Here is a 21490-nt window from a genome sequence, read left to right on the forward strand (position 1 = left end):
CTGTTGGCGATTAACGATGACATCAATCGCTAAATAATCTAATAATTTCTTAATGCTTTAAACGCAGCGTCTAATTTGGCTGGATCTTTCTTGCCCGGTTCGAATTCGACTCCTGAGTTCAAATCCAACCCAATACAGCCGAGTTGCCCGGCTTCTACGATATTATCTGGGGACAAACCGCCAGCGAGCATAATGCGGGCGCGGTGACTGGTGGATGTTTCACCTGTACCAGTACGTGAATATTCTTCTAATAAATTCCAATCAAAACTCATTCCGGTTCCTCCTGATTGATTTCCTACTTGAGCATCGAGCAAATGTTTGTCGACATGTTTTTCAAGTAGGGTGGGTAGCGTATTACTCACGCCATAAGCTTTCCAGATTTTGATGCTTTTTGGCAACAAAGAACGCAATTTAGTTATGTCGGCTTGTGTTTCATTACCGTGTAATTGCACTGCTGCCAAACCTAACTGATTCGCAATTTGAGCAATTTCATCGAGAGAGTGACTTTGCAATGATTTATTTTTAACCAGCTGATTTTTCAACGAGCCAAGATTTTGAAATACACCAACATAATGAAGAGGTGCACCGCTCATGATTAAACGTGCCGTTTCAATATCGACACAACGTTTAGAGTGCTTAACAAAAATAAGCCCACCATACACACTACCAGCTTGATAAGCGTGGTTGGCATCGTCAGGGTGAGTGAGACCACAGACCTTATTTTCACCCAACAACACGCGGCGTACCGCCAGTTCTAAATTGTCTTCTGACATTAACGAACTACCAATTAAAAATCCATTAGCATAATGTGATAATTCTTTTACTTGTTGGTGGTTATGAATGCCTGATTCTGAAATAACAATAGTGCCTTTTGGCAAGCGCGGAGCTAATTCTTTGGTTCGTTTAAGTGTTATGGATAAATCACGCAAGTTACGATTATTAATTCCAACGACGGGTGCTTTTAATTCGATGGCTCGCTCAAGCTCTTCTTCATTACTGATTTCGGTCAGGTAACCAAGGTTTAAGCTGGTGGCAACGTTGGCAAGGTGTCGATATTCATCATCATTGAGCACGGAAAGCATCAGTAAAATTGCATCAGCTTGATAATGACGAGCTAAATACACTTGGTATTCGTCAATCATGAAATCTTTGCAGATCACAGGCTGTGTCACTTGATTACGTACTTGAGGGATGAATTCAAAATCCCCTTGGAAATATTTACTGTCTGTAAGCACAGAGATGGCGCTGGCATGATTTGCATATACTGAGGCAATGTAATCGAGGTCAAAGTCATCACGGATCAAACCTTTAGAGGGTGAGGCCTTCTTACACTCTAAAATAAACTCAGTTTTACCTGTGTTTAAGGCATCGAAAAAGCTGCGATCGCTGGGTGTTAATTGTTGTTTAAAGCTTTCAAGAGGTTGTTGTATTTTACGCTCTTCGACCCAGAGTCGCTTGTCGGCCACTATTTGTGCTAATACGGTTTCCATTATTAATCCTTTTAAATCTGCTAACCGCGAGCGGCGAGTTGGGTCACAAGTTGATACGCTTTACCTGAGTTCATTGCCTCAATCGCTTGTTGAGTATTGGCTTTTAAATCTTCTTGACCAAATAAACGCAATAATAAGGCTACGTTAACCGCGACGGCAGAAACTTGTGCTTCAGTGCCTTTTCCATTCAATATTTTGGTGATGATGTCGCGATTTTCAGCTGGTTCTCCACCTTTAATTGCTTCTAGCGGGTGAATTTGTACGCCAAAATCCTCAGGCGTTAAAGTGTATTCAATGATTTCACCGTTGATGATCTCATTAACTAACGTTGAACCATGAATCGCCACTTCATCTAAACCACTGCCGTGAACGACGGCTGCGCGTTTTAACCCCATGAGTGCTAATGTTTTCGCAATAGGGTGAACCAATGACTCATCATAAACACCCATTAATTGTATATTAGGGCGAGCTGGATTAATTAAAGGGCCAAGTAGATTAAATATGGTGCGAGTCTTCATTGCTTGACGAACCGGCATTGCGTGACGAACACCACCGTGATATTGCGGTGCGAATAAGAATGCGACGCCAATTTCATCGATTGCCGTTTTGGTGTCTGCTGGGCTCATCGCGAGATTAATGCCAAATGAATCAAGAAGATCGGACGAACCAGATTTGCTGGATACACCACGGTTGCCATGTTTTGCTATTCTTACCCCACAAGCGGCAGCAACAAATGCTGCGGTGGTTGAAATATTAATGGTATTCGAGCCATCGCCGCCAGTACCGACGATATCGGCAAAGTCACCTTCAATGACTGGGAAGGAAGATGCATTTGCTAATAGCGCATTGGCAGCGCCTGTAATTTCTTCCGAGGTTTCACCTTTAATTTTTAATGCCGTTAATACCGAACCGAGTAAAATAGGGTCCATTTCACCTTTAATGATGGTATCGAATAATTGATGGCTTTCGTTTTCAGTTAAATTAGTTTGTGCGTATAACTTATTAATGATGTCTTGCATAAAATTGTGTCCTTGAAATTTTTTATTCGGTGCTCATTGATTATTATTTTTAGTTTTATTTTTCGAGCGCCCAGTTGATGGTGTTCTCTAGCAAGGTGGCTCCATAAGTTGTCATTATGGATTCTGGATGAAATTGAAAACCACACACTTTATGCTTTTCTTCGACCACGGACATGACCAAACCATTCACTTCTGATGTAACGGTTAATTGTTCACTGACATGTGTTGCAACTAATGAATGGTAGCGTGCGATAGCAAAAGGAGATGGCAAGCCTTGGTACGTTGGATGATTGTCATGCACCATCATTGATACTTTCCCATGAATGATTTCACCCGCGCCTGCGACCGTACCGCCATAAGCTTCAACAATGGCTTGATGCCCTAAGCAAATACCAATCATTGGCACTTTACCTTTTAAACGCTGGATGAGATCGGGCATACAACCAGCTTTACTTGGCTCACCAGGGCCAGGGGATAACACCACAATAGGGTTCTCAAGCTCGTTTATTGCTATTTCAATGATTTGAGCGGCGATGTTGTTTCTATAAATAGTGACACTGTGACCTAAGCTGCGGAATTGATCTACGAGGTTGTAGGTGAATGAGTCAAAATTATCGACAAATACGATATTAGCCATTTTAGTCACCTTATCCTTGGTTGATTTTATTAAGAGGAGATTGATGCGCAGATTGGATTGCACTGATACAGGCTTGCGCTTTACCACGAGTTTCATCGGCTTCTGATTGTGGATCAGAATCAAAGACCACGCCTGCGCCTGCTTGAACGGTAGCAATACCATTTTCAACATAAGCTGAACGGATCACGATACAAGTATCTAAGTCGCCTTCGCCCGTTAAGTAACCGACAGCACCGCCATAAGTACCACGTCGCTGTTGCTCAACATCTCTAATCAATTGCATTGCACGAATCTTAGGAGCGCCAGTTAATGTGCCCATATTCATTGTGGCCTGATAAGCGTGTAGAGCATCTAAATCGTGACGTAATTCACCCACAACACGAGACACCAAGTGCATAACGTGGCTATAGCGATCAACTTTCAGTAAATCTGCAACATGACGAGATCCTGCTGTGGATATTCTTGCGACATCATTACGAGCTAAATCGACAAGCATCATGTGCTCTGCATTTTCTTTTGTGTCGCTGCGAAGCTCTAATTCAATGCGGCTGTCTAAATCAAAGTTGATACTGCCATCGATATTTTTTCCTCGGCGGCGCGTTCCTGCAATCGGGTAAATTTCGACCTGCTCGGTTTGGGCATCATATTTAAGTGCGCTTTCCGGTGATGCGCCAAATAATGTAAACAATTCATCTTTCATGTAAAACATGTATGGGCTTGGATTACTGTATTTGAGTGCTTTATACGCGGCTAAAGGTGATGGGCACGGAAGCGTAAAGCGTCGAGAGGGAACCACTTGGAAAACATCGCCTTTGATGACGTTTTGTTTCAAATTTTGGACAATTTGGCAAAAATCTTCGTCGTTGATGTTGGTGTTAACCGACATATCTTCGACAACCGTAGCGGCTGGAAGTGGTGCGACATCAGTACAATGCTCACGGATATCGTGTAATCGTTGTTGCAATTGTTCTTTCGTCGCTTGGTTTGCATTAAAAGCACTGGCTTGTACATGACATTGTTTTGTTTGATGATCAAACACCATCAGTGTTTCTGCGACATAAAATACATAGTCTGGACAGTTATCAATGCTTTTCACATCACCTAGTGATTCAAAATTTGCGACTAAATCGTAGGCAAATAATCCACCGATGAAAATGGCATGCTTATCTTTACCTTCGATATCAAAGCTATGCTGGATCAGACGAAGGGCATCAAAGCTAGACGCTTCACGTAAACGGCTGTCTTCATCTAATAATTCATTGGGCGCTAAAAATGTCAGCTCAATTTGGTTATCACTTATTTGCGTTAATATTTGTGAGTTAATATTACTTTTGACGGCCTGCAGAAGTTGTTGACCATTATGAGTTTTGGCTGTCAGAGTGACTTGGTGTCCACAACACTCAATACGAACGGCGGCATCAACTAATAGTAAACTTTTTAAATTTTCTTTTGAGCTGATTTCTGCACTTTCAAGTAATAGGCTGTTTTGATCATCTTGTTCTTGATGTGCATTGACACACAACGCATTAAATACTTGAGTGGGATCGTCAAGATAAGGGGCTTCTAGCTGAAAGACATCAATTGGATGCTTTTTTTCTATCATTGAATTGTGGATTTGTGCTGCCTTATTCATAAGACGTCCTTTAAACTTAAATTATCATTCCATTTGTTTTCATTCTGTTATAAAGCGATGCGTATAAAAATGAAAACGTTTAATTGGGGTTGCTTATATGCAGATATTAAAAAACCCGCATGAAGAGCGGGCTTTACATCCTAATGATGAAAATCACACTCTCGTTATGATGAGATCAAGTGCCAAGTAAGCCAACGAGTGAGTAAAGTCGATAAGGAAACCACATAAAGCGGTTTTTTGTGGTAACGATGAATGTTAGAATCTTGTGATAATGATGAAAACATAAATCAAACCTCCGAAATTGACCTTAAGAACTTGTGTACTAGTAAACTAGTTTATTGTTTTTAGGTCAAGCCTTTTTTCGATTAAATTGAGTACCTCTGATGCGAATAGATTTGCATAGCCATACAACTTGTTCTGATGGGCGTTTTTCTACTGTGCAATTACTGGATCGCGCCGTCGAGTTCAAGATTGATGTGTTGGCGATCACCGATCATGACAGTGTAGATGCGATTAATGATGCTAAGGAATATATAAAAGCAGAATCATTACCGGTTCATCTAATCAATGGGATTGAGTTTTCGACGGTTTGGCAAAATAAAGATATTCATATTGTCGGATTAAATATTGATATCGAAAATACAGATCTACAACAATTAATTAAAGAACAAAAACAGCGCCGAATTGCACGTTCAGAGTTGATGGCTGAGCGTTTGGCTAAGCATACGCGTGAAGGTGTTTTAGATGAAGTAAAAGCGATTGCCGGTGATGCCTCTATTACGCGAGCCCATTTTGCTAAATGGTTAGTCGATAATGGTTATGCAAAAACGATGCAGATGGTTTTTAAAAAATACCTTACTCGCAATAACCCTGGTTATGTACCGCCTTCATGGTGCTCAATGAGTGATGCAGTCAATGCTATTCATGCTGCGGGAGGCAAAGCCGTTTTGGCGCACCCAGCTCGTTATCAATTGACAGCAAAATGGTTAAAGCGTTTACTTGCTGCATTCGTAGAAGCTGGTGGCGATGCAATGGAAGTTGCTCAACCGCAGCAAGCTCCGCAAGAGCGCCGTACTTTGGCCGATTATGCAATAGAATATAATTTATTAGCCTCACAAGGTTCGGATTTTCACTATCCTTCTCCATGGATGGAGTTAGGTCGAAATTTATGGTTGCCTGCAGGTGTAGAGCCTGTTTGGAAGGATTGGCAATCAATCGCACATATACCCATTTCTGGTGGTTATTCGATAGAAGAAATCTCTCTTTAGAGTAAAGGTCAATTCGATTGGAACTCAGATAAATTGCTGTTATAGCTATGCGATAAACATAATAAACAACGCTATAATTCAATTAAACAGGGTAGGTCAATCATAGACTCAGTTAGGAGTAGTAATGAGCCAATTTTTTTATTTACACCCAGATAATCCTCAAGCCCGCTTAATCAATCAAGCAGTCGCCATTATTCGTAATGGTGGCGTTATCGTTTATCCAACCGATTCAGGTTATGCGCTAGGTTGTCAGCTAGAAAATAAAAATGCTTTAGAGCGTATTTGCCATATTCGTAAGCTGGATGATAAGCACAACTTCACTTTGTTGTGTCGCGATTTGTCTGAGCTTTCTTTGTATGCCCGAATTGACAATACTGCCTTTCGCTTATTGAAAAATAATACACCAGGGGCCTACACCTTTATATTTAAAGGAACTAAGGAAGTGCCGCGTCGTTTGATGAATGCAAAGCGAAAAACCATTGGTATCCGTGTTCCGGATAATAAAATCGCATTGGATTTACTCGAAGCGTTGGGCGAGCCTTTAATGTCAACGACCTTAATATTGCCGGGTAATGATTATGCAGAATCCGATCCAGAAGATATTCGCGATAAATTAGAATATTCAGTTGATTTGATCATGAACGGCGGTTTCTTAGGTGAGCAACCCACGACCGTTATTGATTTTAGTGATGATGAGATGGTGATCGTTCGTAGAGGCGCTGGTGATCCAACCCCGTTTGAGTAATCAGTCCTAGATTTCTTATTGAAAGTAGTAAATCAAACCCATCATAAATTACTTGGTATAAGTAATTTATGATGGGTTTTTATATTGTATATCGAGAGATAGCGTTAAAGCACCTGATTATCACCACAACTAAAAGCAATAATTTGGCTTATTTCCGATTGGCTGCGTCCAGATTGTTGTTGCCAATAATTAAACGCTTTTTGCGCAGCTTGCATAGCTCGTTTTGTACCTCGGCCGCTATCTATTATACCTATATTTCGTAAATGTGACTCGACATCAGACGATAAAATAAAGGTATCAACACCCATTTGACGTAAGGAATAAGGTCCAGTATTACCGCCTAATCGATTGCCGTTTTTTTTCAGGTATTCCCACAAGCCGATTATATTATCGGTCGGCCAATTCGCTACCATGTGTGAGAAAGATGGGTAATCAAATTGAGCTGAGTGGATCATCTGAGCATTAGTTGGAATCGACTTCACTTTGGTCAAATGTCTGATAATGCTTGGATCTTGTGCTTTTTGTTCCCAAATTTCTTCCGGTAACATCATTAGTGGTTCAAGCTTGAAATTGAAAAATAGCTGTTCGAAATTAGGCCATTTCTTTCTCACTACCTGCCAAGAAATCCCACACTGAAACACTTTCATGGTAAATGCGGCTAACCAACGATCGTCAGTAATTTGTTGTAATTCTGATGAGGAGAGCGGTTTACTGAGAAGTAATTCTAAATGTTGCTTTCCGCCTTTCCGCTCAGCGGCTCGTTGATAAATAGCATTAAAATGTTCAATGGTCATAAATAGCATATGGTTAGGAGTTGAACCTTGAGAATAACAAAATAAAGTAGCTAAAGGTAATGTGGCCTGATTTTATGTCGTAAAATTAATGTCAGTATGGCTCAAGTTTTTCAACTATATTGAATTATCAGACTCGCGAGTATTTGGTGGGAAATCATTCTATCTATGAGAGGTTTGATGTATACTCTGCTGCCTTTTCTTCAAGCTGAAGTATTATATTTTTGTGCTTAGGTAATAAAGAAGAGAAAAATTATTTTTAATTTATTGTTTTTATAAGATTAATGTCTTTTATTAAACAATAAAGACGGCTGTGAAGTCGACAAACAAAAGGTCAATCAATGAACGAAAAGTTACAGAAAATTTTAGCCCGTGCCGGGCATGGCTCTCGTCGTGAATTAGAAACGATGATCCAAGCTGGTCGAGTGAGCTTAAATGGTCAAGTTGCAAAATTAGGTGATCGCCTAGAAGATGAAAATGCACTTGTTCGTATTGATGGTCATAAGGTTTCAATAAAAGACTCTGAAGACGTTATTTGCCGCGTATTAGCTTACAACAAACCTGAAGGTGAGTTGTGTACACGTCACGATCCTGAAGGTCGCCGCACGGTATTTGACCGCCTACCCAAAATTAAAGATTCTCGTTGGGTGTCTGTTGGTCGTTTGGATGCAAATACTGGCGGTTTATTACTCTTTACGACAGATGGTGAGTTAGCCAACCGTTTGATGCACCCAAGCCGTGAGGTTGAACGTGAATACCTCGTTCGTGTTTTTGGTGAAGTAAACGAAGATATGATCCGCAATGTCACTAGCGGCGTAGAGCTTGAAGATGGCATGGCACGTTTTGAAGATGTTGTTTACGCCGGTGGTGAAGGAATGAACCATACCTTTTATGTGATGATCACAGAAGGTCGTAACCGTGAAGTTCGTCGTTTATGGGAATCACAAGGTGTTACCGTTAGCCGACTAAAACGTGTTCGTTATGGGGATATCTTCTTAGAAAAAGCATTACCTCGTGGCGGTTGGGTGGAGCTTGAACTGAAAGAAGTTAACTATTTGCGTGAAATGGTTGAATTAAAACCTGAACGCGAAACGTTGATAGATCCAGATCTTCATTCTCGTAAACGCGATCGCTCTCGTGGACAGAAAATTCGTCGTGCCGTTAAACGTCATGAAGAAAGAGTATCTACACCAAAAGGCCGTACTCGTTCTGCGACTCGTGGTAATGTTGCGACTAAAGGCACCACGACCAATAAAGTCAACAATGGTGAAGCTGTTGGTGGTCGCGATGGTAAACAAAAACAACGTCGTGTTAATACTGGTTTACCTAAACCAAAATCAAGAACAAGAATCTAGACGATTACGTTAAGCTTCTAAAGTTAATAAAATGCCGAATTCAGTGAATGAATTCGGCATTTTTCGTTTGAGTTTGGTTCAAAAAACCATCCGTTTATTTATATGAAGACGATTAATCACGTTTCCATAAAATATGACAGAATTTATTGTCAGGATCTCGACTAATTAACATACGAGCAAATACATCATCGAGTGCATCATCTGCTTCATTAACTAAGCCAATTTTGACTTCAGCATAAGCTTCTTTATCAACATCAAAGCCAACATGTTGTGACCAATCATCACCAGTTTCTACTGCTTCTGCGGCACCGCGGTCTTCAAACTGAGCGGTGAATAAAATCACATCTACTGCTTCTAGGTTATCCGGTGCCATTTCAAGGAAAATGTCATACGCGACATCGATAGCATCATCGAGAGAGATTAAATTGGTCATAATGTCCTAATGTTTTTAAAAATGAAGGATTAGTCTGCACGGCTCATGAACTTGCGTTCAACTGTGTTAACTTTAACTTTATCACCATTGGCGATGTATTCAGGTACTTGTACAACTAGCCCTGTTGTTAATGTGGCCGGCTTAGTACGTGCACTGGCTGAAGCGCCTTTGATAGAAGGTGACGTTTCAACAATCACAAGATCTACGCTGGTTGGTAATTCAATGGCGATTGGCTTGTCATTTACAATTAAAACGCTAAGACCTTGAGTATCTTCGTTAAAAAATAACGTTTCATCTTCAATGGTTTCTTTATTGAAGTGGTATGGCGTGTAGTCTTCATTGTCCATGAAAATGTACTCGTTACCATCAATGTAAGAGAACATAACACTGCGGCGACTAAAGTCAGCTAATGTTAGTATCTCATCGGCTTTAAAACTCTCATCGGCTTTAGCGCCTGTTGCGACATTGTACATGCGCATACGGTACAAGCTTGCACCAGCACGACCACTTGGTGTTAATTTGCTTACTTCACGAACGGAATACACTTGACCATTCATTTCAACAACAGCATTTTTCTTAATTTCACTAGCTTTAGGCATGATTGCTTCCTAATAAATTTTTAATCACAGCGGTTTTATAATGAAAGCGCTATGAGGTGTTAAATAACGAGCTGAAAATATCACGATCTGAACAGAACGACAAAGAAAAGTAATGACTAGAATCGAAGTGTTTATCGGTTTACTCAAAATAATCCAATTTGTGGGGCTATGATCGATTCAAAGTCCAATCCAATGAACGGTAAAATAGCATCAGCAATGGGCTTTAACTGCTTATCTATATAATGTTGATAATCAATAGGACTGGATAGGTAATCTTTTGGTTCCGGTCCATTTACGGTAAATAAATACTGGATTCGACCTTTGTTTTGATACTGCAAGGGTCTCCCTTTGCGAGCATTGTGTTCATCGGCTAGTCTAGCGGCTCGAACTTGTGGTGGAATATTCTTTTGGTATTCATTTAACTTGCGACGTAAACGTTTTTGATACACAAGATTCTCGTCAAAATTCCCCGCCCAAGTATCTTCAACATATTGACGAATATAGGCTTGAGGATCTTGGTCATGAAAAACCATGTGGTACAATTTTTGTTGAAAATGATGGGAGAGCGGAGTCCAGTCGGTGCGGGCACTTTCTAGGCCTTTAAACACCATTTTTTCTACGCCGTGTTTATGAATTAAGCCGCAATAACGTTTTTTAGAACCGGTTTCAGATCCGCGAATTGTAGGCATTAGAAAACGTTGATAATGAGTTTCATATTCAAGTTCTAATGCAGAGGTTAAATTGAATTCTTTTTGAATATGCTGCTGCCACCAAACATTTATTTTTACGATCAAATCTTGACCAATGCTGTCGGCTTGCATTTGGTTATGCGGCTCAATTAAAGAAACAAATAAGGAATCAGTATCCCCATATATAACTTGATAACCTTGCTCTTCAATTAATCGGCGGGTTTGCTTCATGATTTCATGCCCGCGCATTGTGATGGATGAAGCAAGGCGAGTATCAAAAAAGCGACAGCCAGATGATCCCAGTACGCCATAAAATGAATTCATTATAATTTTTATAGCTTGAGAAAAAGCGGCTTCATTATTTTTCTTGGCGACATCTCTTGCTTGCCATAACTGCTCAATCATTTTAGGCAGAAAGTGTTTTTCACGATGAAATTGCCCACCGCGGAATCCTGCTACTGCTTCATTGTCATTTTTTCCTATGGATTGCTGTAAACCTTCGACTAAACCTAATGGATCAATAAGAAATGTCCGAATGATAGCGGGGTATAGAGATTTAAAATCAAGAACTAAAACCGAATGATATAAGCCAGGATCAGAATCCATCACATATCCACCAGGGCTAGCTAGCCAATTCTCCGATTGTAAATTAGGCGCAATATAACCAGCACGATGCAATTGTGGTAAATATAGGTTGGTAAACGCGGCGACAGAACCCCCAATACGGTCAAGCTCAACACCCGTGAGTTGGGTTCGCTCAATAGAAAATTGTAATAAATGCGTTTTTTCAAAGATACGAGTGACTAACTTACAATCTTGTAAGTTGTATCGAGCTAGAGATATTTTATCTTCACGAAACTGACGATTAATTTCATCCATTCGATTAAATGGATCATGAATAATTTTGCCTTCACCGAGTAGTTCTTGGGCTACTGACTCTAATGCCCAAGAGTTAAAATGATAAGTGGCCGTTTTTAAAGTATCAATGCCATCTAATACCACTCGGCCAGGAATGGAGACAAAACCTTGTTGGGTATTTTTGGATTGACGGAAATACAGGTTTTGTCCACCACGAGCGATTGATAATGGAGTTTTATGCCATTGAGCTCGTTTATCGAGCAGACGAAAATCAAAATCAATGACATTCCAACCAATAATAATGTCCGGGTCAAAAGTGTTAAACCAATGTATTAAAGCTTTTAACAAACCGAGTTCGTTATCCACCCATTCAATATACAGTGATTTTTCAACCTCGGGTGTTAAGGCTTGGGGCTCTCCAATCATGATCACGCGGCTGTCGAGGACAGAATCTAATCCTATAGAATAAAGAATACCTTTTTCTGAACATTCAATATCTAACGACACGATGCTCAAATTTGGTTTGTAATCGCTTGGTTTACATTTTGCTTGAACTATACTTTGGTAATGTGGTTTTTGTGTTACTTGGCCAATAAATTGTACGCCGCCACGAATAAAACGTTCCATTAAATAGCGGTCGCTAAGCCGAATATCATCTTCAAGAGTTACAATGTCACGTTTATTTAAGCATTGTTTTGCTAGGAACGAAGAGTGGTTATTTTCGCTATAACAAGCCAAAATTTGGCATTGTTCAAATGTTTTCAAATTAACAGGTTTTATTTGCAGTGATAACTGATGAGTATGGTTGAGCTGAGCTGCTATCTTTTTGTCTTGTTCGTGAATAAAAAAAACGGGTTGCTCACCATTTATCAATAGTTGTACTGGGCCAGAATCTGTAGATACCCATAATTCGATAAGAGATGACCCTGATTTTATATGAGAAAATTTTGATTGTGTATTGCTAGCGCTTGATGGCACATAATTAGACCTCGAATGCGTATCTCTGGCTTGTCTGGTTAAAATAAAACCATGTTGTATAGGAGAATGCACAGAATGTTCCGAAACGAGAAAGTTGGTGACAGGATATCAAATTAAAACGTTAATGAGAAAATATGCGTCATATCATAATTCACACGGATGATAGATCTCGTGCTTGACGTATTATCAAAATTATTAATAATATAGATGTTCATGTTTTTTATTATTAATAACCATTTGAATTTTAAATGTATTAGTGTCTAAAATGGTGTTTTTGACTATTAGTTAGCCTCTGAGGTTAAATAGAAAAGAACGGAGTTCAAATTTTTCTTTTAATCTAGACATTAGTAGTCATTTTTTAATGCCGAGTAGGATAGAATGATTTTGTGTTCAATGAAGAGTTCGGCTCAGGAACATAATAAAATTTAACAACGATGCTTAATAAACCGATGGTTAATAAATAACTAAGGTTAATAAAGTATGCTGGCGATAATCCAAGTGTGGAGATACAAGAGTGATAAATGTTTTCCTTGTAGATGATCACGAACTGGTTCGCACAGGGATTCGACGTATTATTGAAGACGTCCGTGGAATGAAAGTAGTAGGGGAAGCTGACAGTGGTGAAGATTCTGTAAAATGGTGCCGTGCTAATTACGCGGATGTTATTTTAATGGATATGAATATGCCGGGTATTGGAGGCTTGGAAGCCACCAAAAAAATCCTACGATTTAATCCGGACATTAAAATTATTGTGTTAACTATTCATACCGAAAATCCTTTTCCAACCAAAGTTATGCAAGCAGGAGCTTCTGGTTACCTAACCAAAGGGGCCGCGCCTGATGAGATGGTTAATGCGATTCGTATGGTTAACAGCGGACAGCGTTATATTTCACCAGAAATCGCGCAACAAATGGCACTAAGCCAATTTTCAGCATCATCAGATAACCCTTTTAAAGAGCTGTCTGAACGTGAATTACAAATCATGCTGATGATCACGAAAGGACAAAAAGTAACGGATATTTCTGAGCAACTGAATCTAAGCCCGAAAACGGTAAACAGCTATCGTTATCGCTTATTCAGTAAGCTAGATATTGGTGGCGATGTTGAACTGACACACCTTGCGATCCGTTACGGAATGATCACTACCGAGACTTTATAGTGTCGGTAGATTTTGATTCCGCCTCTTTTTTATCAACTGTTTCTGAACAGCCTGGCGTTTATCGTATGTATAACGCCATGGATGACGTTATTTATGTTGGTAAAGCTAAAAATTTAAACAAACGTCTTGCGAGTTATTTTCGTAGAAACGTTGATAATGAAAAAACGAAAGCGCTGGTTAGTCATATCCAAAAAATTGATGTTACGGTCACTCATACTGAAACGGAAGCATTGATTCTCGAACATAATTATATCAAGCAATATTTACCCAAATACAATGTCTTACTACGAGACGATAAATCTTACCCCTACGTTTTAATATCTAAACACAAGCACCCAAGACTTGCTTATCATCGTGGTGTAAAACGCCGAAAGGGTGAATATTTTGGCCCCTATCCTGAAGCGGGGGCGGTACGGGAAACGTTGCACTTATTGCAAAAAATTATTCCCGTACGTCAATGTGAAGACAGCGTTTATGCCAATCGAACAAGGCCTTGTTTGATGTATCAAATTGATCGTTGTTCGGGGCCTTGTGTTGAAGGCTTAGTAAGCGATGAAGAATATGCCGAAAGTGTTCATTATGTTCGTCTTTTCTTACAGGGCAAAGATGACCAAGTGCTTAATGCTTTGATCGCTAAAATGGAACAAGCCAGCCAAGCTTTACAATTTGAACAAGCCGCTAAATATCGCGATCAAATTCAAGCAATTCGTCGTGTGCAAGAACAGCAATCTGTTTCAGACGATTCACTTGAAGATATGGATGTTATTGGATTTGCTAAAGAAAATGGTCTTGCCTGTGTTCATCTATTAATGATAAGGCAAGGTAAGATTCTGGGTAGCCGTAGTCATTTTCCTAAAATTCCGGCGAATACTGATGATAAAGAAGTGTTTTCGAGTTTTTTAAGTCAGTATTATTTAAGCCATAATGAAGCATCTACCATCCCAAATCGTATTACGATGAGTGGTGAATTGTTTGATAACACCTTATTTGATGAGACTTCTAGCTTACAAGAGGCCCTTGTCCAGTTGTCGGGTCACAAGGTTCAGTTTCATACCAATCCTCGCGGAATACGTGAGCGTTATCTTAAACTTTCCAATACTAATGCCTTAAGTGCTTTAACGGCGAAAATTAGCCATAAAATGACGGTTAATCAACGAGTGAAAGCATTAGAGAAAGAGTTTAAGTTACAACGTATTGAGCGTATGGAATGTTTTGATATTAGTCATACAATGGGAGAAAGCACGATTGCGTCTTGTGTCGTGTTCAACCGAGAAGGGCCTGTTAAGCAAGATTATCGCCGTTATAATATTGAAGGTATTACAGGTGGTGATGATTACGCGGCTATGGCTCAGGTGCTAGATAGACGATATTCGAAACAGCAATATACTGATGTACATCAAATTGAAAAAATTCCTGATATTATTTTTATTGATGGTGGTAAAGGGCAGCTAAATCGAGCCCATGATATCCTTCAACAATATTGGTCTGATTGGCCTAAAAAGCCAGAGTTAATTGGTATTGCTAAAGGTGTGACTAGAAAACCGGGTTTAGAAACCTTGATAAAAGTAAATGGCGAAGAGTTTAATTTACCGAGTGACGCACCTGCGCTGCATTTAATCCAGCACATTCGAGATGAAAGTCATAATCATGCCATTAGTGGTCACCGAGCTAAACGAGGTAAAACCCGTAGAACCAGTAGTTTAGAAGGTATTGACGGCGTTGGGCCTAAACGTCGGCAAGCCTTGTTAAAATACATGGGTGGTATACAAGAATTAAAACGTGCAACTGTAGAAGAAATAAGCAAAGTCCCTAGGATCAGCAAATCTTTAGCAGAAATCATACATCAGGCATTGAAACCATAATGCTTTTAAAGCAACATTAACTTGTCCCCACCAAGAGTCAGTAATTATGCGATTTACCATACCCAATATTTTAACTTTGCTTAGACTGGCCTTGATTCCAGTATTCGTAGTTATTTTTTATCTTCCATTTACTTGGGCACCTTTTGCAGCCGCCATGGTTTTTTGGGTGGCTGGTTTTACAGATTGGTTAGATGGAGTATTAGCTCGTAAGCTGGGGCAAACTTCTCGTTTTGGCGCTTTTCTCGATCCGGTGGCTGATAAAGTCATGGTGGCGGTAGCACTCCTCCTAATTGCTGAGCATTACCATACTATTTGGATAACGATTCCCGCAGCCACTATGATTGCTCGAGAAATTATCATTTCAGCATTACGAGAGTGGATGGCTGAAATAGGTAAACGAGCGAGTGTTGCCGTGTCTTGGATTGGTAAATGGAAGACGTTGAGCCAAATGTTTGCGCTATGGGTATTAATATGGCGCTATGATGATTGGATGGTATGGGTTGGTTATGCCGCGCTTTATATTGCAACAGCCTTAACATATTGGTCTATGATCCAATATCTTAAAGCAGCGAAGGGCGATTTACTCGCTGGTGAGCAAGACGAGAAAGAATAAGTTGTCTAAAAATACATTTTTAATAAACGAGCCTTACCATTGTGAAGTGACCCCCAATGTTGGTTGTCCAACTATTGGGGGTCACTTCATTGTGTAAGGCTTTTTTATTTAAGGTCTTTTAATCTATAACATCACGTTTTTGCTAGAAATTTGACCAAATCAACGGTTTTTGATTATAAAGCATCCAAACGATTTAAAAATTTAAAAATAGTGTTGACGTAGTTGTCGGAATCCGTAAAATGCCACCCCGTACTCAAGAGGAACTCAACGCAAGTTTATATAGCAGTGTTGATGATTTTTCTTCAAGGTAAGGCGCCTTGGCAGAGTGGCTATGCAGCGGATTGCAAATCCGTGTACCTCGGTTCGACTCCGGGAGGCGCCTCCAATTATCTTGTGATTACATTGCGACACTAGCTCAGCTGGTAGAGCGCGACCTTGCCAAGGTCGAGGTCACGAGTTCGAGCCTCGTGTGTCGCTCCAAAATTTGCGATATTAAATTTATTTTTAGGAATGATTTGGTATCAGATGGTGTTCTAACTTTTCGGTTAGGTGCATCGCAATAAAGAATTGCGTGCCCTGGTGGTGGAATTGGTAGACACAAGGGATTTAAAATCCCTCGGCGTTCGCGCTGTGCCGGTTCAAGTCCGGCCCGGGGCACCATCTATTAAAGTCTGTAGCAATACAGCATCGCGACACTAGCTCAGCTGGTAGAGCGCAACCTTGCCAAGGTTGAGGTCACGAGTTCGAGCCTCGTGTGTCGCTCCAAATTAGAAGCCCTAACAGTAGTGTTAGGGTTTTTTATTTCATAATGTATAAACTACAGTATATTTTCAATTGAATGGCGCCTTGGCAGAGTGGCTATGCAGCGGATTGCAAATCCGTGTACCTCGGTTCGACTCCGGGAGGCGCCTCCATTCAGTTTTCCTCCTTATGTTTTCATCTCCCAAAATAGCATTGCATTTCTTTATTAGATCTAAATTTCTTGAACCGGTTATGAAGTAAATTAATCCATTGGTATCAATAATCATTGTTCAGACTTACCGATCCGGATTATCTATTATTTTCATCCCTATGATTGGCTTTACGTTCTATCAAATTTAATTATGTTAATGGTTAATGTGAATAGCTGCTAGTGCACTGAAAAAGAGTATAAATCGAGCTTAAAAAGGGAAAGAGAATAACAATTAAAGAAAGTGAAGAAATAAAGCCCTATTTACGGTGATTTCAATTTGGCTTTAGGTGCGTGTTTTATTACTATATACCGCTATTTTGGTAGGTTTTTATCATGCCAAGCTTTTTATCATGCCAGATTTATTAACATGATGAGTAAGGTTGCCATTTTGCATAACTTTTTGACGTGATTTGTCTCGCTAAGACGTTGAGCAAAATGGCAGTATAAATGGCCTTATTTTAGGAATTACCCACAAAACTACCTACGGTAGGTGAGGAAACGATGCAATTAGAACAAATTATTGCCAATGCAACGGCAGCGATCAATAACGCTGATTCTGTTGTCGCGCTTGAAGATGTGCGAGTACAGATATTAGGTAAAAAGGGCGATTTAACCCTACAACTTCAAAGCTTAGGTAAGTTACCACCAGAAGAACGTCGTGCTGCTGGTCAAGAGATCAATAAAGCGAAAGGTGTTGTTCAGCAAGCGATAGCAGCACGTAAAGATGCTTTGCAGCGCGCCGAACTTGAAGCCAAATTGGCGGCTGAAACGATTGATGTTTCATTGCCTGGTCGTCGTATTGAAAATGGTGGGTTACACCCAGTTACTCGTACTATCGATCGTATTGAGCAATTTTTTGGCGAACTTGGTTTCAATGTACAAGCGGGCCCAGAAATTGAAGATGCATTCCATAACTTTGATGCATTGAATATCGCACAAGATCATCCTGCTCGTACTGACCACGATACTTTCTTCTTTAATCCAGACCTTATGCTGCGTACTCATACGTCTGGTGTTCAGATCCGCACTATGGAAAACGGCAAACCACCGTTTCGTTTCATTGCGCCGGGTCGTGTATATCGTAATGACTATGACCAAACTCACACTCCAATGTTCCACCAAGTGGAAGGGATGTTAGTGGATGAAAACGTCAACTTTGCTCAGCTAAAAGGTATCTTGAACGATTTCTTATGCAATTTCTTTGAAGAAGAAGTGGAAGTGCGTTTCCGTCCTTCTTATTTCCCATTCACAGAACCTTCGGCAGAAGTGGATGTAATGGGAAAAAATGGCAAATGGTTAGAAGTATTAGGTTGTGGCATGGTTCACCCGAATGTACTTCGCAGTGTTGGCATTGATCCAGAAAAATACTCGGGCTTTGCATTTGGTATGGGCGTAGAACGCTTAACCATGCTTCGTTATGGCGTAAACGATTTACGTGCGTTCTTCGAAAACGATCTTCGTTTCCTAAAACAATTTAAGTAACCGAGAAGGATTAATTACAATGAAATTCAACGAATCATGGCTTCGTGAGTGGGTTAACCCTGCGGTTACAACCGAAGAGCTAGCTCATCAAATTACTATGGCTGGCCTAGAGGTCGATGATGTACTTCCTGTTGCTGGTAGCTTCACTGGCGTAAAAGTCGGTCAAGTGGTTGAGTGCGGTCAACACCCTGATGCCGATAAACTGCGCGTGACCAAAGTGGATATTGGCGCTGAGGAATTATTAGATATCGTCTGTGGCGCATCAAACTGCCGTTTAGGGATCAAGGTTGCCGTTGCAACGGTTGGCGCAGTTTTACCTGGCGATTTTAAAATTAAAAAAGCCAAACTACGCGGCCAGCCTTCACACGGTATGTTGTGTTCATTTAGCGAGCTAGGTATTGATATCGAATCTGACGGTATTATGGAATTAGCTGAAAGTGCGGTTTTAGGTACTGATTTCCGTGAATTTCTTGGTTTAGATGACGTGACGATTGATGTTGATTTAACGGCTAACCGCGCGGATTGTTTCAGTCTTCGTGGTATGGCACGTGAAGTGGGTGTTTTAAACCGCGCAGATATCACAGAGCCAAGTTCAGGGAACGTTACTGCAAGTATTGATGATATAGTTTCCATTGAAGTCAAAGCACCAGCGGCATGTCCTCGTTACCTTGGGCGTGTGGTTAAGAACGTTAACGTGAATGCTGAAACACCACTTTGGATGCAAGAAAAATTACGCCGTTGTGGTATTCGTTCTATCGATCCAGTGGTTGATATCACTAATTTTGTTTTACTTGAACAAGGCCAACCGATGCATGCGTTTGATCTATCTAAGATCGACGGTGGTATTGTGGTGCGTATGGCAGAGCAAGATGAAAAGCTCACTCTGCTTGATGGCACAGAAGCGAAATTGAATTCTGATACGCTTGTGGTTGCCGATCATTCTAAAGCACTGGCAATTGCTGGTATTTTTGGCGGTCAAGATTCTGGCGTGAGCACAGAATCAGGAAGTGAAACCAAAGACGTATTATTGGAGTGTGCATTCTTTGCTCCTGATCATATTCGTGGTCGCGCACGTAGTTACGGTCTACACACTGATTCTTCTATGCGTTTTGAGCGTGGTGTGGACTACGCACTACAAGCGAGCGCAATGGAACGTGCAACAGCCTTATTAGTTGAAATTTGTGGTGGTGATGTTGCGCCAGTGATTGCAGTTGAATCTGATTCGGATTTACCAACGCCAAATAAAGTAGCATTACGCCGGACTAAACTCGACAGCCTTCTAGGCCACCATATCGAAGATAAAGAGGTTGCTGAAATCTTAGAGCGTCTTGGTATGAGTGTAGAAACAACCGTTGATGGTTGGGCTGCTATTGCGCCAACGTGGCGTTTTGATATTGCTATTGAGCAAGATTTGATTGAAGAAGTTGGCCGTATTTACGGTTACAACAATATTCCAAATCAAGCGCCAGTGGCTGCATTGAATATGAACGATCATAAAGAAGCCGTTCTGCCACTTAAACGTGTTCGTAACTTGTTGGTTGACCGTGGTTTCCATGAAGCGATTACTTATAGCTTTGTTGAACCTGAGCAACAAAAGCTGATTGTTCCTGATGTTGAGGCACTTATTCTGCCATTCCCGATTTCAGTTGAAATGTCAGCAATGCGTCTAGGCTTAATTCAGGGTTTGCTTAACACCGTGGTTCACAACCAAAAACGCCAGCAACCACGCGTTCGTTTATTTGAATACGGTTTACGTTTTATTCCATGTGAATCGGCTGAAAATGGCATGCTTCAAGAACCAATGTTAGCTGGTGTTATTTCAGGTGCTCGTGGTGAAGAGCATTGGGGTATGGAAACCAACACGGTCGATTTCTTTGATCTTAAAGGCGATTTAGAAGCCGTTTTAGAATTATCAGCTAATGATAATGCTTACAGCTTTGTTGCGCTTCAGCACCCAGCCCTGCATCCTGGTCAATCAGCGGCAATCATTGTTGATGCTGATCTTGAAACTGAGAAAGTTGTGGGTGTTATTGGTACTGTTCATCCTGAACTTGAGCGTAAGTTTGGTCTGAATGGTCGTACGGTTGTTTTTGAGATCGAATTGTCTGCAATTGATACTCGCGTGATCCCAGAAGCCGTTGGTTTATCAAAATTCCCTGCAAACCGTCGTGATATTGCTGTAGTTGTAGATGACTCTGTAGCAAGTGGCGATGTCGTTAATGCTTGTCTTACTCATGGTGGCGAGCTATTAACTGGCGCAAAATTATTTGATGTTTACCAAGGTAAAGGCGTTGAAGAAGGTAAGAAGAGTCTTGCTATCGCATTAAGTTTACAATCGGTTGAACGTACACTAGAAGATGCTGATATTGCTACATCTGTTGATGCGATTGTATCTGCGTTAAGTGAGCAATTTGGTGCTTCATTACGAGATTAATTAACTCGTACAGAAATTATTTCTGACAATATAAAATCCGCTTTTGTATATTCAAAAGCGGATTTTTTGTTTGAAAATAAAGCCATTATTGATAATTAACCTGAATTCTGAATAAAAGTCTATAACCTATTGATTGCATAGTCTTTTATTCACTTAAAAACAACGCAAGGTGTTAATAGCACAACCAACCCTTCACACAATCGTTATACTCGTGATCTATATGTAATGGAGGAATAATCCATACTTCTAAGTGTAGTGTCAGTTGGTTTTTTAGTCGTTAAAACTTGAAGGTGAGCGTATATACTTTTTATCAGTAATAAGTTTTATTTCGACTAATTTCCACACTAAAATCGTATACAAGAAAGAGGGAAAAATGATAAGGTTTATTCATATTATTGGTTTAAGCTAATGTAATAACAGCAATTATCCTACTGATTTAGTGTTTGAAGGTCTATTTTATTGTTAGATCTCTTAATTAAAAATACAGAGTTTA

At 40.3% G+C, this 21490-nt stretch carries 16 protein-coding genes and 5 tRNA genes; 13 read left to right on the forward strand and 8 right to left on the reverse strand.

The features are described 5' to 3' along the window. Positions 1–38: 38 nt before the first annotated feature. The 4 genes from trpCF to FH976_RS01640 are packed head-to-tail and all read right to left on the reverse strand — an operon-like array spanning position 39 to position 4779. Positions 39–1490 (reverse strand): bifunctional indole-3-glycerol-phosphate synthase TrpC/phosphoribosylanthranilate isomerase TrpF, encoded by a 1452-nt coding sequence (gene trpCF / locus FH976_RS01625; protein WP_194089172.1) that lies wholly within the window; start codon positions 1488–1490, stop codon positions 39–41. 20 nt (positions 1491–1510) lie between these two features. Further along, positions 1511–2509, reverse strand: coding sequence for an anthranilate phosphoribosyltransferase (gene trpD, locus FH976_RS01630; RefSeq protein ID WP_194089173.1), 999 nt, complete (start codon positions 2507–2509; stop codon positions 1511–1513). Positions 2510–2564: 55 nt separating this feature from the next. Further along, positions 2565–3146, reverse strand: a complete 582-nt coding sequence (locus FH976_RS01635; protein ID WP_194089174.1) for an aminodeoxychorismate/anthranilate synthase component II — start codon at positions 3144–3146, stop codon at positions 2565–2567. 10 nt (positions 3147–3156) lie between these two features. Next, a complete protein-coding gene (locus FH976_RS01640; RefSeq protein WP_194089175.1) occupies positions 3157–4779 on the reverse strand; it encodes an anthranilate synthase component 1 in 1623 nt (540 codons plus the stop codon). A 383-nt stretch (positions 4780–5162) separates the two neighbouring features. On the opposite strand from FH976_RS01640, the gene rnm reads away from it, so the two are divergent. Further along, positions 5163–6047: an RNase RNM gene (rnm, locus tag FH976_RS01645; RefSeq protein WP_194089176.1), complete on the forward strand. Its 885-nt coding sequence runs from the start codon at positions 5163–5165 to the stop codon at positions 6045–6047. Positions 6048–6171: 124 nt separating this feature from the next. Then, positions 6172–6792 carry an L-threonylcarbamoyladenylate synthase gene (locus FH976_RS01650; RefSeq protein WP_194089177.1) on the forward strand — a complete coding sequence of 207 codons (621 nt, stop codon included), beginning with the start codon at positions 6172–6174 and terminating at the stop codon, positions 6790–6792. Between the two features lie 104 nt (positions 6793–6896). Here FH976_RS01650 and FH976_RS01655 read toward each other — a convergent pair whose 3' ends face one another. Then, positions 6897–7586: a DNA-3-methyladenine glycosylase I gene (locus tag FH976_RS01655; RefSeq protein ID WP_194089178.1), complete on the reverse strand. Its 690-nt coding sequence runs from the start codon at positions 7584–7586 to the stop codon at positions 6897–6899. A gap of 338 nt (positions 7587–7924) precedes the next feature. On the opposite strand from FH976_RS01655, the gene rluB reads away from it, so the two are divergent. Next, complete coding sequence (rluB, locus tag FH976_RS01660) at positions 7925–8938, forward strand: 23S rRNA pseudouridine(2605) synthase RluB (protein ID WP_194089179.1); 1014 nt, start codon at positions 7925–7927, stop codon at positions 8936–8938. A gap of 112 nt (positions 8939–9050) precedes the next feature. Here the strand turns inward: rluB and FH976_RS01665 are convergent, their stop codons facing one another. From FH976_RS01665 to FH976_RS01675, 3 genes are all read right to left on the reverse strand, one after another. Continuing rightward, the gene (locus tag FH976_RS01665; protein ID WP_194089180.1) at positions 9051–9371 is read right to left on the reverse strand and encodes an HI1450 family dsDNA-mimic protein; all 321 of its coding nucleotides are present in this window, start codon (positions 9369–9371) and stop codon (positions 9051–9053) included. 29 nt (positions 9372–9400) lie between these two features. Next, positions 9401–9970, reverse strand: coding sequence for an elongation factor P-like protein EfpL (gene efpL / locus FH976_RS01670; protein WP_194089181.1), 570 nt, complete (start codon positions 9968–9970; stop codon positions 9401–9403). 143 nt (positions 9971–10113) lie between these two features. Further along, on the reverse strand, positions 10114–12555 hold the full coding sequence (locus FH976_RS01675; RefSeq protein WP_194089265.1) for a DNA polymerase II: 2442 nt from the start codon (positions 12553–12555) through the stop codon (positions 10114–10116). 454 nt (positions 12556–13009) lie between these two features. On the opposite strand from FH976_RS01675, the gene uvrY reads away from it, so the two are divergent. The 10 genes from uvrY to pheT all read left to right on the forward strand — a co-directional run bounded on the left by uvrY (position 13010) and on the right by pheT (position 20997). Next, positions 13010–13654, forward strand: coding sequence for a UvrY/SirA/GacA family response regulator transcription factor (gene uvrY, locus FH976_RS01680; RefSeq protein ID WP_194089182.1), 645 nt, complete (start codon positions 13010–13012; stop codon positions 13652–13654). After that, positions 13654–15516 (forward strand): excinuclease ABC subunit UvrC, encoded by a 1863-nt coding sequence (gene uvrC / locus FH976_RS01685; protein WP_194089183.1) that lies wholly within the window; start codon positions 13654–13656, stop codon positions 15514–15516. Before uvrY ends, uvrC begins: the two co-directional genes overlap by 1 nt. 46 nt (positions 15517–15562) lie before the next feature. Beyond that, positions 15563–16129 carry a CDP-diacylglycerol--glycerol-3-phosphate 3-phosphatidyltransferase gene (gene pgsA / locus FH976_RS01690; RefSeq protein ID WP_194089184.1) on the forward strand — a complete coding sequence of 189 codons (567 nt, stop codon included), beginning with the start codon at positions 15563–15565 and terminating at the stop codon, positions 16127–16129. 311 nt (positions 16130–16440) lie between these two features. Further along, positions 16441–16514: transfer RNA gene (locus tag FH976_RS01695), tRNA-Cys, on the forward strand. Between the two features lie 19 nt (positions 16515–16533). Beyond that, positions 16534–16609, forward strand: a tRNA-Gly gene (locus FH976_RS01700). Positions 16610–16702: 93 nt separating this feature from the next. Next, positions 16703–16789, forward strand: a tRNA-Leu gene (locus tag FH976_RS01705). A 29-nt stretch (positions 16790–16818) separates the two neighbouring features. Then, positions 16819–16894, forward strand: a tRNA-Gly gene (locus tag FH976_RS01710). 75 nt (positions 16895–16969) lie between these two features. After that, positions 16970–17043 (forward strand) — tRNA-Cys (locus FH976_RS01715). A gap of 539 nt (positions 17044–17582) precedes the next feature. After that, the gene (pheS, locus tag FH976_RS01720) at positions 17583–18563 is read left to right on the forward strand and encodes a phenylalanine--tRNA ligase subunit alpha (RefSeq protein ID WP_194089185.1); all 981 of its coding nucleotides are present in this window, start codon (positions 17583–17585) and stop codon (positions 18561–18563) included. 19 nt (positions 18564–18582) lie between these two features. Next, positions 18583–20997, forward strand: coding sequence for a phenylalanine--tRNA ligase subunit beta (gene pheT / locus FH976_RS01725; protein WP_194089186.1), 2415 nt, complete (start codon positions 18583–18585; stop codon positions 20995–20997). Positions 20998–21490: the final 493 nt, after the last annotated feature.

This window comes from Vibrio hibernica (assembly GCF_015223435.1).
GTDB lineage: Bacteria > Pseudomonadota > Gammaproteobacteria > Enterobacterales > Vibrionaceae > Vibrio > Vibrio hibernica.